Source organism: Bradyrhizobium yuanmingense (assembly GCF_029167105.1).
Classification (GTDB): Bacteria; Pseudomonadota; Alphaproteobacteria; order Rhizobiales; family Xanthobacteraceae; genus Bradyrhizobium; species Bradyrhizobium yuanmingense_A.
This window is the reverse complement of the sequence record NZ_JARFML010000001.1, coordinates 250,496-264,718: the sequence shown is the minus strand read 5'-3', so window position 1 is coordinate 264,718 and position 14,223 is coordinate 250,496. Positions and strand designations below refer to the sequence as shown.

Sequence of the window (14,223 nt, the reverse complement as noted above, 5' to 3'; positions counted from 1 at the left end):
GCGCAGGATGAGGTTGGACGGTTTCCTTGAACGCTCTTCGGCAACTCGAGTGGGCGCTGCTGGAGCTTCAGCAGAGCACTCCCCTGGCAAGCGTCAGTGGCGCGATCTCCGAGATCGCGCCGACGCATTTCCGCGTCTCCGGCCTGTCGCGCTTCGTCAGGCTCGGCGAGCTCATCGGCGTCAATTGCAGCGGCAAGCGCCAGATCGGCGAGGTGGTGCGGATCGACAGCGACGGCATCATCGCCAAGCCGTTCGACCGGCAATTTGGCGGCGGGCTCGACTCGGCGGCCTACCGGATGCCGCCGCTGTCCTTCGCGCCCGATCCGAGCTGGAAGGGCCGCGTCATCAACGCCCTCGGCGCGCCGCTGGACGGACAGGGGCCGCTCACGCAAGGGTCGCAGGCGGTCTCGGCGGAGGCGGAGGCGCCGTCGGCCATGAAGCGTGCGCGCGTGCACAAGCCGCTGCGCACCGGCGTACGCGTCATCGACCTGTTCGCGCCGGTCTGCGCCGGCCAGCGCGTCGGCATCTTCGCCGGATCGGGCGTCGGCAAATCGACGCTGCTCGCGATGCTCGCCCGCAGCCAGGGCTTCGACACCGTCGTGCTGGCCCTGGTCGGCGAGCGCGGCCGCGAGGTGCGCGAGTTCATCGAGGATGTGCTGGGCAATGACCGTCATCGCGCTGTCACAATCGTGTCGACGGGCGACGAAAGCCCGATGATGCGGCGACTGGCGCCGAAGACGGCGATGGCGGTCGCCGAATATTTCCGCGACCGCGGCGAATCGGTCCTGCTGATGGTGGATTCGATCACCCGTTTTGCCCACGCCGCCCGCGAGGTCGCGCTCGCCGCGGGCGAGCCCGCAGTGGCGCGCGGCTACGCGCCGACGGTCTTCACCGATCTGCCGCGCCTGCTCGAGCGCGCCGGCCCGGGCGAGGAGGGTTCCGGCACCATCACCGGGATATTCTCCGTGCTGGTCGACGGCGACGATCACAACGAGCCGATCGCCGACACCATCCGCAGCACGCTCGACGGGCACATCGTGCTCTCCAGGCACATCGCCGACCAGGCGCGCTACCCGGCCGTCGACGTTCTGGCCTCGGTCTCCCGCCTCGCCCACAACGTCTGGGACCCTGAGGAGCGCGAATTGGTGAGCAAGCTGCGCGCCATGATCGCGAAATACGAGGACACGCGCGACCTTCGCCTGATGGGCGGCTATCAGCCGGGACGTGATTCGGGCCTCGACCAGGCGGTCGAGATGGTTCCGCGAATCTACAACGCGATGCGACAGGGCGCGTCGGCCCCGCCGAGCGCCGATCCGTTCCGCGAGCTTCGGGACATGCTCAAGGGCGACTGACGGGTGGAGAGGGTGAGGCGCCTGCCGTCCGCCCTGCCCGTGGTTTTCGACAAGAGATTGCGCATGTCGCTACGCTTCCAGCGCATGCGCGTGCACACCGGCTCACCGATTTTCGTCGTGAGCGAATTCGCCGTTCGGGTGTGCACGAGCTGGCAAGCGCTGTGGAAGCGATCGAAGAGTCTATTCTGCAAGCACGACGGGAACAACCGCCGCGTGCAATTCCAATGAGTTCCCTCGACGATTCCGCGGCAGAACGCACAAGTTGTGGATGACGTGCCGCCAAACGTCATCGTGATGCACAAGCTTCGATCAGTTTGCATCAACGCAAGACAACACCGCGCGTGCAATCAAACTCTCACAATATCGAGTGCATATTACTCGCCGTGCCATGTATTGCGTTCACCATCATGTGTCCCGAACAACGATATTGCCCTTGAACGTTACATTCGCCTGCGACGACATCCAGCCTGTGAGAGGGTCTCTACTTGATTTTGTTGAGAAGCTCATCCATCGTTTTGGTTGAGTATAAGAAACGTCTGCTTGTGACTTGAACTTTGGGGGCTTCGGTTGAGCTACTCCGATCCACCGTTTGCCGGCGACGGCAACCCGAGCTCCCGCGCGACGACCACGCTGTTGGCATGCCATCAGCGATACGGCTTCTCGCTGCGGACGATGCGACGCTCATCGGCCGAGGTCGGGCGCGGTGCGATCCGCGCCATTTTGCGAGAGTTCGACAGGGCATGCTCGTCTGACACTCAGGGCGCAAAGCGGCTTCGGGACGCCGCAGACGAAGTTCCGGGGACGAGGTAGATTCATGCCATTGGCGCGGGAAGCCGTCGAGCTGCTGGTTCAGGCGGCGCGGGCTTGGTATTTCGAGGGCAATCGGCATGGATTGCGCGATCGGGAATGGATGGCGCTGCGCTTTCTCGGGCGCGCCAACAGGTTTTCGCGCACGCCGTCCGCACTGGCCGGCTTCATCGGCGCCACACGCGCGACTGCGTCGCAGATCGTGAAGACTCTGGAGAGCAAGTCGTTCCTGGTGCGAAAGCCGTCGCATGAGGACAAGCGTTCCGTCGTCCTGCACGTCACGTCCCAGGGTGAGAAGTGCCTGAGCCAGCACGACCCGATCAATCACGTGGTCAACGCGGTGACGTCGCTCGGGACCGAGGAGTGCATCAGGTTGCGCGACTCTCTCCGCGAGATCCTCAATCACCTCGATGCTGCCCATCAGCGGCTCGAAGCGAGCATCTGCCGGGACTGCATGTTTCTCGCAGAGCGCGGCCCGGCTACCTCCAAGGGACGTGGAACCGCCGAATTCATGTGCCGGCTCTATCGTGCTCCGATCTCGCTCGATGAGACCGAGCTGCTCTGCACCAGCTTCGAGCGCACGCGTGACCGCCCCAAGATCGAGCAGCATCTCGACCGCGACCGCATGGCGAGCCAGGGCTGAGGCTGCCAATAAGCGGCGCTCCATCAATATCGTCGTTGCTTCGCTTCGCTCGCAATGACGGAATATGAGGTCGCATGGTCATTCACCAACTCTCGTGTCAGCCTGCAGACACGCCTTAGCATCCTCGCGGCTTATTTCGCCCGAGCTTTGCTTCGTCTCGCCGCCCTCATCGGCAAGAGGGCGCAGGGAAGACCGGGTGCTGACCTCGCACCCGCGGTCTGCTGCGCAAAACGCACACGCAGAAAACCGCACAGCAGCATACAGGTGGTGCCAATCACTCGGCCTTCCCTGCGCGATGGTCGGACGGCTTATGCCGTGCTCTCCCGGGAGCCGAGTTCCTTCTGGCCTCCCTCACCCCTGCGAATTGACAATGCCGTCCGCCCGGTTGGGCTCGCGCGCATCTTCGAAGGGCTTGGCCGTAGCAACGACGGCCAGGACCACACGGTTTTGCCGTACGCGCGGCTCGCATGTTCGCCGCAGGGTTCTCCCGCGCTGTCGACGTCACGGGAGAAATGCTGGCGAGGCGAGCCTTACAGCGCCGCTCGTCCGCACGCGGTTACGAGCTCACAGGGACTACCCGCCCTGCCCGCACCTTTCATGCCGACGCTGCCGCGTCCACCGCAAGCCCGGCTCGCGACAATGACGACCTCATGGACGCCCCTCGAGATTGAGCCGGGATGACCGACACATACGACAAATCCGAATTTCGGTAAAGAAGAATATCTTTGCTTCGCTGGGTTGACACCAGGCCGAAACAGGCCCGCCAGGCTGGCCCTCGCGCCCGCGGGACCAGACGCACCCCTTGTATGCATTATCCCAGTTGCCATCCCCCCGCAGTTCGCTTTACATGCCGCCAACTCGCCCGCGGACGACGGCCCGGGCCGAAAAATCACACAATTTCCAAGGGGACGGAGCATGGCGCGCAACATATTGATTCTTGGGGCTTCTTACGGCTCCCTGCTGGGCACGAAGCTGCTGATGGCCGGCCACAACGTGACCCTGGTCTGCCGCGCCAAGACCGCGGAGCTGATCAACCGCGACGGTACCGAGGTGCGCATCAAGCTACGCGACGAGGCGGTGCACCGGGCGATCTTCTCCCGCAACCTCCCCGGCAAGCTCGACGCGGTCACGCCGGCCAATGTCGACCTCTCCCGCTACGATCTGGTCGGCCTCGCGATGCAGGAGCCGCAATACACCAACCACACGGTGCGCGTCCTCATGGTCAAGATTGCCGCGGCGAAGCTGCCGTGCCTGTCGATCATGAACATGCCGCCCCTGCCCTATCTGAAGCGGATTCCGGCACTCGCCGACATGGATCTCGAGGAGGCCTACACCAATGCGCAGGTGTGGGAGCGGTTCGAGCCGGGCCTGGTGACGCTGTGCTCGCCCGACCCGCAGGCCTTCCGCCCGCCGGAAGAAGCCGCCAACGTGCTGCATGTCGGCCTGCCCACCAACTTCAAGGCGTCGGTCTTCGCCGACGACAAGCACAACAAGCTGCTGCGGGAGCTGGAGGCCGACATCGACGCGGTGACGCTCGACGGCCACGACGTGCCGGTGAAGCTGAAAGTGTTCGATTCGCTGTTCGTGCCGCTGGCGAAATGGTCGATGCTGCTGACCGGCAATTACCGTTGCATCACGCCGAACGAGCCGCAGTCGATCCGCGACGCCGTGCACGGCGATCTCAAGCGTTCGCAGACGATCTACGACCATGTCGACGCGATCGCCCGCCGCCTCGGCGCCGATCCGCAGGACCAGGTGCCGTTCGTGAAATACGCCAAGGCCGCCGAGAGCCTGCTCAAGCCATCATCGGCGGCGCGCGCCGTCGCCAGCGGCGCGCCCTTCATCGAGCGCGTCGACCTGCTGGTGAAGCTGATCTCGCATCAGCTCGGCGTGCCCAATGCCGAGATCGACCGCACCGTCGATACCGTGGACCAGAAATTGAACGAGAAGATCGTGCAGGGCGGCTCCGGCGCCCAGTAGCGCCGCTCCCAGCGACGTCCGTTCAGGCAACCAGGAAGGATTGCAGCCAGATCAGGCCGGTCACGGCGACCAGCGTGACCGCGCCGGTGCGCGTGACGAGGTCAGGGTGCCCGAGGCGACTGGCGCCGCGTCCGAGCGTTGCGCCCAGAATGATCCACGCGGCGCCGGAGCTGAGAATCTGAAGCGCGATCACGCCGAGCCACGGCGCCAGCTCGAACGGCCCGGCCTCAAGCGGCAGCAGCAGGAACGCGAAGACCAGAGCTTTCGGGTTGAGCAGCGTCGTCAGCAGCACCTGGCCGAACGTCACGGCAGCGCCGTCGCGCAGCTCTCGCGTGTTGACGCGCCAGAGCATGACCGCAAGACACAGAATGTAGATGGTCACGGCGACGCGGAGCAGCAGCGCCGCAATCGGGATGTCGCTGATGATTGGACCGAGCGCCAGCCGCAGCACCGCGATCGCCAGCAGATAGCCGCACAGTTCCGCCGCAAGCAGATAAAGGGAGCGCGAGATGCCCGCTCCGGCCCCCGATGTCGCCAGCAGGGTGTTGGTCGGCCCCGGCACCGCCAGCAGAAAATAGGTCGCCGTGAAGAAGGTCAGAAAGGTCATACGGCTAGATAGCAGCTCTCGAACCCGTCGATCTTGATCTGCGTCATTTGGCCGAGCGATGGCGATCTGCACCATTCTTCCCCGAGCCGAGGCCTTTCGGCACCGGGTTCCTGCCGCTCGCGGCGGATACTTCCGGTTTTGGCGTGGGCAACGCCACCTGATTCGCGCTGGAGTGCTCGACGCGCCGCGGCTGGATTGATAAGCCGCTGTCCGCGAATGACGGGACTTTGAGTCGGGGACATGACGGTTGCGATCGAGATGGGGCAGACCACGGCAGGCGCCGCGGCCGCCATGGACCTCGAGGAACTGCTGGCGACCCGTCTCCTGGTGCAGGGCAATTCGGGCTCTGGCAAGTCGCATCTCTTGCGGCGCCTCCTGGAACAGAGCGCGCCCTGGGTGCAGCAGGCCATCATCGACCCCGAGGGCGACTTCGTCACGCTGGCCGAGCGCTTCGGCCACCTGGTGATCGAGGCCGAGGACCACACCGAGCGCGGCCTCCAGGTCGCGGGCGAGCGCGCGCGGCTGCATCGCGTCTCCACCGTGCTCAATCTCGAAGGGCTGGATGCCGAGAACCAGATGCGGCGTGCGGCGGCCTTCCTCGGCGGGATGTTCGACGTCGACCGCGATCATTGGTACCCGATGCTCGTCGTCGTCGACGAGGCGCAGCTGTTTGCGCCGGCGGTGGCGGGCGAAGTCTCGGACGAAGCACGAAAGCTCTCGCTCGGCGCCATGACCAACCTGATGTGCCGCGGCCGCAAGCGCGGGCTTGCCGGCATCATCGCGACCCAGCGCCTGGCCAAGCTCGCCAAGAACGTCGCGGCGGAGGCCTCGAACTTCCTGATGGGGCGGACCTTCCTCGACATCGACATGGCGCGCGCCGCCGACCTGCTCGGCATGGAGCGGCGGCAGGCGGAAGCCTTCCGCGATCTCGAGCGCGGCCAGTTCATGGCGTTGGGACCTGCGCTGTCGCGCCGTCCGCTGCGCCTCAACATCGGCCCGACCGAGACCAGCCCGCGCAATTCGACGCCGCGGCTGATGCCGCTGCCGGAGGCCACGCTTGAAGATGCCCGCGCGGTCATCCTCGCCGCACCGCCGCCCGATGCCAGCCGGCCGCAGCGACGGCCGGCGCCGGATCTGCTCGAGCAGCTTCGCGCGGCGAAGGCCGCCGCGGTGCCGGAGATTCGGCTAGAAGCGGTCGAGGCTCCCGTCAGTGCCGAAGAGCTCGCCGAGCGGCGCGAGCGCGTGGATCGCACGCTGCGTGCCGTGATGGCCGAGCCCGATGCCGGCTTCCGCGCCATCGGCGTGCTCTATCAGGAATTCGTGGTCCGCTGCCGCATCGAGGGCTTGGGAGCGGCGGTGCCCGATCTCAACGAATTCCGGCGCATGCTGACGCATGCGCGTGCCGGGCTCGGGACGGAACTCACTGCAGACGACGCCTGGCAGGACGTGGCGCTGCGCGCCTCGATCCTGCCCGACGACATGCAGGGCGTGTTCATGATGATCGCGCGCGCGGCGAAGGAAGGCTGGCCCTGCCCCGGCGATGCCGCGATCGCCCGCGCCTACGGCTCGCACTCGCTGCGCCGCGCGCAGCGCCTGCTCGGCTACATGGAGGAGCAGGGCCTGATCGTCGTCCAGCTCGACGGCGGCGGCCGCCGGATCGTGACGCTGGTGGAACTCGCCTGGGCGACCGCGCCGGGCGATCCCAACGGCGATGATCAGCCGGCGGAGCAAGTCGCTAGCGCGGCGTCGGCTTGAGCGTCAGGCCGCCTCGGAGCCGCCGAGATAGGCGTCGCGGATGCGGGGGTCGTCCTTCAGTGCGCGCGCGGGGCCAGACAGCACGATCTTGCCGGTCTGCAGCACATAGGCCTCGTGCGCGATCTCGAGCGCGAGGCTGGCGTTCTGCTCGACCATGAACACCGAGACGCCCGCCTGGTTGATGCTGCGGATCAGTTCCAGCACGCGATCGACATAAAGCGGCGACAGGCCCATGGTCGGCTCGTCCATCACGATCATGCGCGGGCGGCTCATCAGCGCGCGCGCCATCGCCACCATCTGCTGCTCGCCGCCGGACAGCGAGCCGGCGCGCTGCGACAGCCGCTGGCCGAGCTTCGGGAACAGCGTCAGCATCCTGTCGAGATCCTGCGCAATGGCGTCGCGGTCGTTGCGTACGAAGGCACCCATCAGGATGTTCTCGCGCACGCTCATGTCGGCGAACAGCCGCCGCGCCTCCGGCACCGAGGCGATGCCGCGGCGGACGATCTGCGGCGTGGAAAGCCCGATCAGCGAGGCTCCGTCGAACGTCACCTCGCCCGACCGCGGCTTCACCAACCCTAAGATGATCTTCATCGTGGTCGACTTGCCGCTCGCGTTGCCGCCGAGCAGGCAGACGATGTGGCCGCGCGCCACCGTGATCGACAGGTCAAAATGCACCTGGGCCTGGCCGTAGAAGGTGTTGACATCAGACAAAGCCAGCAATGCTTCGGGTGCGCTCGTCATGCCGCGCTCTCCTGCTCCGCCGTCCCTGATAGCCCATGGCCGAGATAGGCCTCGATCACCTTGGGATCGCTCCGCACCTGCTCGCCCGGTCCTTCCGCGATCTTCTTGCCCTCGTCCATGACGATGACGCGGTCGGACAGGCGCATCACCATCTCCAGCTTGTGCTCGATCAGCAAGATCGTCAGCCCTTCGGCTTTCAATTCGGCGACGAGCCCCTGCATCTCCGCGGTCTCGGTCGGGTTCATGCCGGCGGTGGGTTCGTCGAGCAGAAGCAGCCGCGGCTTCAGCGCGAGCGCACGCGCGATCTCGACGCGGCGGCGGTTGGCGTAGGAGAGGCTATAGGCGGGCTGGTCGATGCGCGGCAGCAGCCGTTCGCCGAAACGGGCGAGGATGGCCTTCACCTCCTCGCGCAGCCGCTCCTCCTCGGCCCTGACGCGCGAGGGACGCAGCAGGGCCAGACCCAATTCCAGCAGCGGACCGATCACCGGCACGGCCGGCTTCACCGCGCGCAGTCGCGTGTGCGCGCCGATCAGGACGTTGTCCATGACGCTGAGATTGCCGAACACGCGGCCGAGCTGAAAGGTGCGCGCGATGCCTTCGGCCGCGAGCCGCTCCGGGGACAGGCCGGTGATGTCCTGCCCTTCGAAGCTGACGGTGCCGGCATCGGGCCGGTCAAGCCCGGTGACGAGATTGAACAGCGTCGTCTTGCCGGCGCCGTTCGGGCCGATGATGCTGATCAGTTCGCCCTTGGCGAGATCGAGGTCGATCGTATCGACCGCGGTGAGGCCGCCGAAACGGCGCGTCAGGCCGCGCAGGGACAGCATGGCGTGAAGCTGCTTCTCCATCAGACCGTCCCCAACAGGCCCTGCGGCCTGAACCGCACCAGCAGCAAGAGAACGATGCCGTAGATCAGGATGCGGTACTCGGCCGCGATACGGAAGACTTCAGGCAGGCCGACCAGCGCGACCGACCCGACGATCGCGCCGACGACGTTGCCGAGGCCGCCGAGGATGACGACGGTCAGCGCCAGGATGGATTGCTGCGTGTTGAAGGTCTCGTGGTTGATGTAGGAATAGAGATGCGCGGCGATGCCGCCGCTGACGCCGGCGGCGAAGCCGCCGAAGATGAAGGCGAGCGACTTGTAGCGGTTCAGACTGAGGCCATAGGCGCGCGCGGCGATGTCGTCGTCGCGGATGGCGCGAAAGCTGCGGCCGAGATGCGAGGTGAGCAGCCGCCCCTGCAGCAGCGCCAGCACGACCATCACCGCAAGGCTGAACCAGTAGACCGAGGTCGGGCTGATCAGGTCATAGCCGAACAGAGCCAGCGGCGGGATGCCGGAGATGCCGATCGGGCCGCGCGTCACGCTCTCCCAGTTCAGGATCACCAGCGCCACGATCTCGCCGATCGCGAGCGTCGCGATCGACACGTAATGCCCGCGCAGGCGGAAGGACGGCGAGATCAGGAGCGTGCCGAGCGCGGCGCTCATCAGGCCACCGCCGATGACGGCAAGTCCGGCCGGAACGGCCAGCGTCAGCGACAGCAATGCGGAGGTGTAGGCGCCGATCGCAAGCAGCGCGGCATGACCGAGCGAGACCTGCCCCATCGTGCCCGCAACCAGCGTCAGGCTGAGCGCGAGCATGCCGAGCAGCCAGGCGTTGATCAGGGTCTGGAGCACGTAGAAGGATACCGGAAACAGCGGCAGGATCGCAAAGCCGGCAACGGCGGCCAACAGCGCCCAGCGCGGAATATTCACCGGGCGGCTCGGCGCGATGAACGTGCCGGTGAGCGGCTCGGGCGGCGCCTGCCGTGCGCTGACGAACAGGCCGTTCGGCCGCAGCACGAGCACGACGACGAGCAGCAGGAACGCGAACAAATTGCGGTAGCTGGTGCCGAGCACGGCGACGCCGTAGCTCTCGACGAGGCCCAGCAGCAGGCTGCCGATCACCGCGCCCGGCACGTTGCCGGCGCCGCCGACGACTTCCGCGACGACGCCCTTGAGCGTCGCCTGAAGGCTCATCGCCGTGTCGATCTGGTTGTAGTACATGCCGACCAGCATGCCGGAGACGCCGCCGAGCGCCGCCGCGATACCGAACACGGCTTGATTGACCCGGTTGACGTCGACGCCCATCTGCATGGCGGCGTCGCGGTCCTGCGCGGTGGCACGCACGGCCCAGCCGAGCTTGGTGTAACGCAGGAACACGAACAGCAGCAGCGCACTGGTGAGGCCGACGCCGGCAATGAGCAGATCAAGTGGCCCGATCGTCCCGCCGCCGACCTGGAAGCGGACATCGGGCAACTGGCTCGGCAGCGCGCGCGGATTGGGCGAGAAGATCAGCATCACCAGCTGGTCGAGCACGAAGCTGATGCCGATGGTCGCGAGCAGCGGCGCGATGCGCACCGAGTTTTGCAGCGGCCGCAGACCGAACCGCTCGATGATCAGACCGACGATCGCCGCGGCCACGGCGACCACGATGATGGTGAGAGGCAGCGGCGTGTGCAGCTGCACCACCGCGATCCAGCCGATATAGGCGCCGACCAGATAGATCGAGCCTTGCGCGAAGTTGATCAGCCGGCTGACGCCGAAGATCAGCGCGAGCCCGACTGCAACGAGCGCATAGACATTGCCGACGATCAGCCCGTTGATGGTGTGGTCGAGCCAGGAGGACACGCAGCATTCCTAATCAGGGAGAAAGCGGCCGGAGCGCGCGCTCCGGCCATCGGTCAGGTCGGCTTGCCGTCCCACAGCGTGAACTGGCCCTTGCGCACGACGATCTCGGCGTTCATCGCGCCCTTGACGCGGCGACTCTCGACGTCGAACGTCGCCTTGCCGAAGATGACGCTGGAGACGTCCTTCACCTTGGCGAAGGCGTCGCGGATGGCGCGACGGTCGGTGCCGCCGATCTTCACCACGGCAGCGGCCATGTTCATCGCGTCATAGGAATAGGCGTTGAAGGCGTCGGGCTCCTGCCCGTTGTACTTGGCCTTGAAGCCCTCGATGAACTTCCTCACCTCGGGCCGCGGATCCTGCGGGAAATAGCGCGTGCCGAGGTGGACGTCCTCGACCGCCTCGCCGCCGAGCTCCAGGAATTTCGGCGAGTACACCGAGCTGGCCGCGCAGATCGTCTGCTTCAGGCCGACCTGGCGCGCTTGGCGCGCGATCAGCGCGCCGTCGGAGTAATAGGAGATCAGGATCAGCCCGTCCGGGCTGGCGTCGCGCACGCGCACCAGGGTGGAGCGGAAATCGCGTTCCTCGGCGATGTAGCCCTCGGTGACCGCGACCTCGGCGCCGTATTCCTTGGCCGCCTTGACGAAATGGTCGCGGCTGGTGCGGCCCCAATCGGTGTTGAGGTGCAGCACCGCAAGCTTCTTCAGGCCGAGCCGCCTGACGGCGTAGGACGCCAGCAGCGGCTGCTCGTCGGCCTGGCTCACGGACGTGCTCCACATGAAGTCACCGCCCTTGGTGAAGTCGGGGTGCGAATTGGTGAAGCCGAACTGCACCAGGCCGCCGCGCTGATAGATCGGGGAGGCCGCCATCGAGGCGGGACTGGAGAAATCGCCGAGCTCCATGACGATGCGGGGATCGGAGACGAATTTCTGGGCGATCGCCACCGACTGACGCGGATCGCTCTGGCTGTCCTCGAACTGGTAGGCGAGCTTGCGACCGTTGATGCCGCCGGCGGCGTGAATCTCGTCGAGCGCGAGATCAAAGCCCTGCTTCCACTGCGCGCCATATTGCGCGTTCGGTCCCGTGAGGGGGCCGCTGACGCCGAGCAGGATCGGCTCGGCGGATTGCGCCAGTGCGGCGCGCGAGAAGGCTGTGCCCGCCATCATGGCGGCGAGCGAGCCTTTGACCAGGATACGGCGATCGATGTTGCTCATTCACGGCTCCATCCATTCAATGTTGATACAGCAGCAATTCTCGTGCCGGTGAGATTGCCTATTTCGAGGGCTCGCCGAGCGACAGCATCAGCCGGTTCGCCCAGTTGAAGAACGAGGCGCCGTTGACGACGTCGACGATCTCGGCGTCGTCGAGACCGGCGCGACGCAGCTCGGCGATATTGTCAGGCCCGAATGCGATCGGCGTTGCGGCCAGCGCTACCGAGGCCTTGACCACCGCATTCCAGCGCTCGCCGAGATCGGCCTTGATGCCCTCGTCGAGCAGGCGCTGCACGTCGTCGCGGCGCTTGGAATAAGTGCTGGCGAAGCGCGCATGCACGGAGGCGCAATAGATGCAGCCATTGTAGCGCGAGGTGGCCGCCGCCGCGAGCTCGCGCTCGGCGCGCGGCAGGCCGTCGGCAACGTTGTAGAAGATGTCCTTGTCGGTCTTGGTGCGGGCCTCAAGCACTTCGGGATCGCGCACCAAGAGACGAAAATATTCCGACTTGGCGCGGGCGCGGTCGACGAGGCCGGCGTAGTGCCGCTCGGTCAGCTCGGCCTCGGGCAGCGGGTCGATCCACGAGACCCAGCCGAGCTCGTCCTGGGTGAAGACGACGGGCGGATTGACGGTGCTCATGATTGGGCCTCCTACGCGCTTGCCGCGGCGAGCGTGCGCAAGCCGCTGACGACGCGCACCTGGAACGACAGGAACGCAACGAGCTGGGAGAAGGTGACGATGCCGGTGGCCGACCAGCCGGCGGCCAGCAGTGCCTTCATGTCGGCGGATGCGGCGTCGCGCGGGTGGAAGACAAGCAGATGCGCGTGCTCCAATGCTGCGACCAGCCGGGCGCCGAGGACAGGCTTGCGCTCCGGACTGACGCGATAGATCAGCCCGGCCTTGTTCTCGATCGACAACGGGCCGGCCGGATAGGCGCCATATGGACCCGAGGTCCTGCCGCGCTCGATCTCGGCGTTGATCGCATCGAGCAGAGGCGCGCCTTCCGCAGTCGCGGCAAGCTTGTCCCGATAGAAGGCGGCGACAGGGGACGCGCCATGGAGCCCGGTCACGAAGGCCGCGACCGCGGCGCGTTCGGCCAGCGAGAAATCGCCGGCGTCGATCGGCTCGAACAAAGCGAGATAGCTCTTCTGCGCATTCTCGCGCGCCTGCAGGCGGCGCGCGCGGATGGCGTCGAGGGTGGAGCCGGGCTCGATGCCGGCGAGCGTGTCGATGATGTCTTGCGTACCCATCATTCAGGCTCGTTCAGTGTGATTCTGTTCATTCCGGCTAGCCTGCGAGGGCAACGTCTTTGGCGGCCGTCCGGGTCCAGCCCAGCGCCGGCGCGACCTTGTCGGCGACGAGCTCGATCGAGCGCAGGACGTGAGGATGCGGCGCATCGACCGAATGCACCTGAAAGACGAGATCGGTCACCCGTTCCAGCGTGGCGTCGGTGCGAAGCGAAGCAATGACGTGGTCGGCATCGCCGACATGGGTGTCGAACGCGGTGATCATCTCTTCCAGTGTCTCGCCCGGCGGAAGGTGTCCGCCCTTCATGAATTGCGGCAGCGCGCGGCGCAGTCCGATGTCGGCGAGCCGCAGCGCCTCGCGATGGTCGTCGGCGACGAAGACGCTGCGCGAGGCCATGATGCGCGGCTCGCAGCCCGGCGGCAGCGCGGCGAGATAGGCGTCGATGATCGGGTTCTGGATCTCGGCGAGCGTCGCGTTCGGCGCGTCCTTGGCCCGCGGCTGCGTGCGCGAGAGCAGGAGGCCGTCGCCGGCCTTGCCGGCGCGGGCGCCGCCGGCGACGGAGAACGTCGCCTGCCAGATGCGCTTGTCCAATTGCGGCCGCTGCGGATAGAGCGTGTCGCCGCCGTCGAGCGGCTTGCCGGTCAGGGCCTTGCGGACGATGTCCAGATTGCGGCTGAAAATCTCGTTGCGCCGGGCGCTGTCGAGGCCGAAGGCGGCGAAGGCCGACGGATTGCCGCCGGTGCCGACGCCGAGCTCGAAGCGGCCGCTGCAGAGGAGATCGAGCACCGCGGCATCCTCCGCCACCCGCACCGCGTTCTCCAGCGGCAGGGTGACGATGCCGGTGCCGAGGCGGATGCGCGAGGTCTGCGCGGCGACATAGCCGAGGAAGGTGAAGGGCGACGGCAGGCCACCCTCCCGCTCATGGAAATGATGCTGCGCGATCCACGCGGAATCGAGCCCGGCCTTCTCGGCGCGCACGATCTGCTCGGCGGCGAAGCGATAGCGGTCCGCCGCCGGCGCCTCGTCGAGCAGCCGCGTGAAGAAGCCCAGGCGTTTCAGGTTGGCAAAGCGTTTCATACGATCCCTGTCGGGCGAGGATGGGTCCCGATGATGTCGGTTGCCGCAGCTCCCGACAAGCAGGCATTACGCAGGGCACATGCGCAAGCCTCATACGGGCTGCCCGCCGGATCGCCTTGATCTGGACTCCGGGCGGGCA

At 66.5% G+C, this 14,223-nt stretch carries 12 protein-coding genes; 4 read left to right on the top strand and 8 right to left on the bottom strand.

Annotated features, from left to right (window positions below; translation table 11 throughout):
• Window positions 1-26 precede the first annotated feature (26 nt).
• The 3 genes from fliI (at window position 27) to P0R31_RS01285 (ending at window position 4,782) form a co-directional block, all read left to right on the top strand.
• Window positions 27-1,352, top strand: a complete 1,326-nt coding sequence (gene fliI, locus P0R31_RS01295; RefSeq protein ID WP_275512516.1) for a flagellar protein export ATPase FliI — start codon at window positions 27-29, stop codon at window positions 1,350-1,352.
• Between the two features lie 814 nt (window positions 1,353-2,166).
• On the top strand, window positions 2,167-2,802 hold the full coding sequence (locus P0R31_RS01290; RefSeq protein ID WP_275512515.1) for a MarR family winged helix-turn-helix transcriptional regulator: 636 nt from the start codon (window positions 2,167-2,169) through the stop codon (window positions 2,800-2,802).
• A gap of 915 nt (window positions 2,803-3,717) precedes the next feature.
• Window positions 3,718-4,782 (top strand): ketopantoate reductase family protein, encoded by a 1,065-nt coding sequence (locus P0R31_RS01285; RefSeq protein ID WP_275512514.1) that lies wholly within the window; start codon window positions 3,718-3,720, stop codon window positions 4,780-4,782.
• 22 nt (window positions 4,783-4,804) lie between these two features.
• On the opposite strand, the gene P0R31_RS01280 is transcribed toward P0R31_RS01285, so the two are convergent.
• Window positions 4,805-5,389: a LysE family translocator gene (locus tag P0R31_RS01280; RefSeq protein ID WP_275512513.1), complete on the bottom strand. Its 585-nt coding sequence runs from the start codon at window positions 5,387-5,389 to the stop codon at window positions 4,805-4,807.
• A gap of 240 nt (window positions 5,390-5,629) precedes the next feature.
• On the opposite strand from P0R31_RS01280, the gene P0R31_RS01275 reads away from it, so the two are divergent.
• Window positions 5,630-7,144, top strand: coding sequence for an ATP-binding protein (locus P0R31_RS01275; protein ID WP_275512512.1), 1,515 nt, complete (start codon window positions 5,630-5,632; stop codon window positions 7,142-7,144).
• A gap of 3 nt (window positions 7,145-7,147) precedes the next feature.
• Here P0R31_RS01275 and P0R31_RS01270 read toward each other — a convergent pair whose 3' ends face one another.
• Genes P0R31_RS01270 through P0R31_RS01240 form a run of 7 tightly spaced genes read right to left on the bottom strand, consistent with a single transcriptional unit; the run spans window position 7,148 to window position 14,084 of the window.
• Complete coding sequence (locus P0R31_RS01270) at window positions 7,148-7,885, bottom strand: ABC transporter ATP-binding protein (protein ID WP_275512511.1); 738 nt, start codon at window positions 7,883-7,885, stop codon at window positions 7,148-7,150.
• On the bottom strand, window positions 7,882-8,730 hold the full coding sequence (locus P0R31_RS01265) for an ABC transporter ATP-binding protein (RefSeq protein ID WP_275512510.1): 849 nt from the start codon (window positions 8,728-8,730) through the stop codon (window positions 7,882-7,884). Before P0R31_RS01265 ends, P0R31_RS01270 begins: the two co-directional genes overlap by 4 nt.
• On the bottom strand, window positions 8,730-10,553 hold the full coding sequence (locus P0R31_RS01260) for an ABC transporter permease (RefSeq protein WP_225142113.1): 1,824 nt from the start codon (window positions 10,551-10,553) through the stop codon (window positions 8,730-8,732). The genes P0R31_RS01265 and P0R31_RS01260 overlap by 1 nt, the downstream gene beginning before the upstream one ends.
• A gap of 53 nt (window positions 10,554-10,606) precedes the next feature.
• Window positions 10,607-11,764: an ABC transporter substrate-binding protein gene (locus P0R31_RS01255; protein ID WP_275512509.1), complete on the bottom strand. Its 1,158-nt coding sequence runs from the start codon at window positions 11,762-11,764 to the stop codon at window positions 10,607-10,609.
• A 58-nt stretch (window positions 11,765-11,822) separates the two neighbouring features.
• Window positions 11,823-12,398, bottom strand: coding sequence for an alkylhydroperoxidase domain protein (locus P0R31_RS01250; protein ID WP_275512508.1), 576 nt, complete (start codon window positions 12,396-12,398; stop codon window positions 11,823-11,825).
• A gap of 11 nt (window positions 12,399-12,409) precedes the next feature.
• Window positions 12,410-13,009, bottom strand: coding sequence for a CMD domain protein (locus P0R31_RS01245; RefSeq protein ID WP_275512752.1), 600 nt, complete (start codon window positions 13,007-13,009; stop codon window positions 12,410-12,412).
• 37 nt (window positions 13,010-13,046) lie between these two features.
• Window positions 13,047-14,084, bottom strand: a complete 1,038-nt coding sequence (locus P0R31_RS01240) for a putative FMN-dependent luciferase-like monooxygenase (protein ID WP_275512507.1) — start codon at window positions 14,082-14,084, stop codon at window positions 13,047-13,049.
• Window positions 14,085-14,223 lie beyond the last annotated feature (139 nt).

Bases quoted from the DNA above. Each gene is read 5' to 3' on its own strand.
- P0R31_RS01270 (WP_275512511.1), bottom strand. From the start codon at position 7,885: ATGACGAGCGCACCCGAAGCATTGCTGGCTTTGTCTGATGTCAACACC.
- P0R31_RS01280 (WP_275512513.1), bottom strand. From the start codon at position 5,389: ATGACCTTTCTGACCTTCTTCACGGCGACCTATTTTCTGCTGGCGGTG.
- P0R31_RS01275 (WP_275512512.1), top strand. From the start codon at position 5,630: ATGACGGTTGCGATCGAGATGGGGCAGACCACGGCAGGCGCCGCGGCC.
- P0R31_RS01240 (WP_275512507.1), bottom strand. From the start codon at position 14,084: ATGAAACGCTTTGCCAACCTGAAACGCCTGGGCTTCTTCACGCGGCTG.
- P0R31_RS01245 (WP_275512752.1), bottom strand. From the start codon at position 13,009: ATGGGTACGCAAGACATCATCGACACGCTCGCCGGCATCGAGCCCGGC.
- P0R31_RS01250 (WP_275512508.1), bottom strand. From the start codon at position 12,398: ATGAGCACCGTCAATCCGCCCGTCGTCTTCACCCAGGACGAGCTCGGC.
- P0R31_RS01255 (WP_275512509.1), bottom strand. From the start codon at position 11,764: ATGAGCAACATCGATCGCCGTATCCTGGTCAAAGGCTCGCTCGCCGCC.
- P0R31_RS01285 (WP_275512514.1), top strand. From the start codon at position 3,718: ATGGCGCGCAACATATTGATTCTTGGGGCTTCTTACGGCTCCCTGCTG.
- P0R31_RS01290 (WP_275512515.1), top strand. From the start codon at position 2,167: ATGCCATTGGCGCGGGAAGCCGTCGAGCTGCTGGTTCAGGCGGCGCGG.
- P0R31_RS01265 (WP_275512510.1), bottom strand. From the start codon at position 8,730: ATGGAGAAGCAGCTTCACGCCATGCTGTCCCTGCGCGGCCTGACGCGC.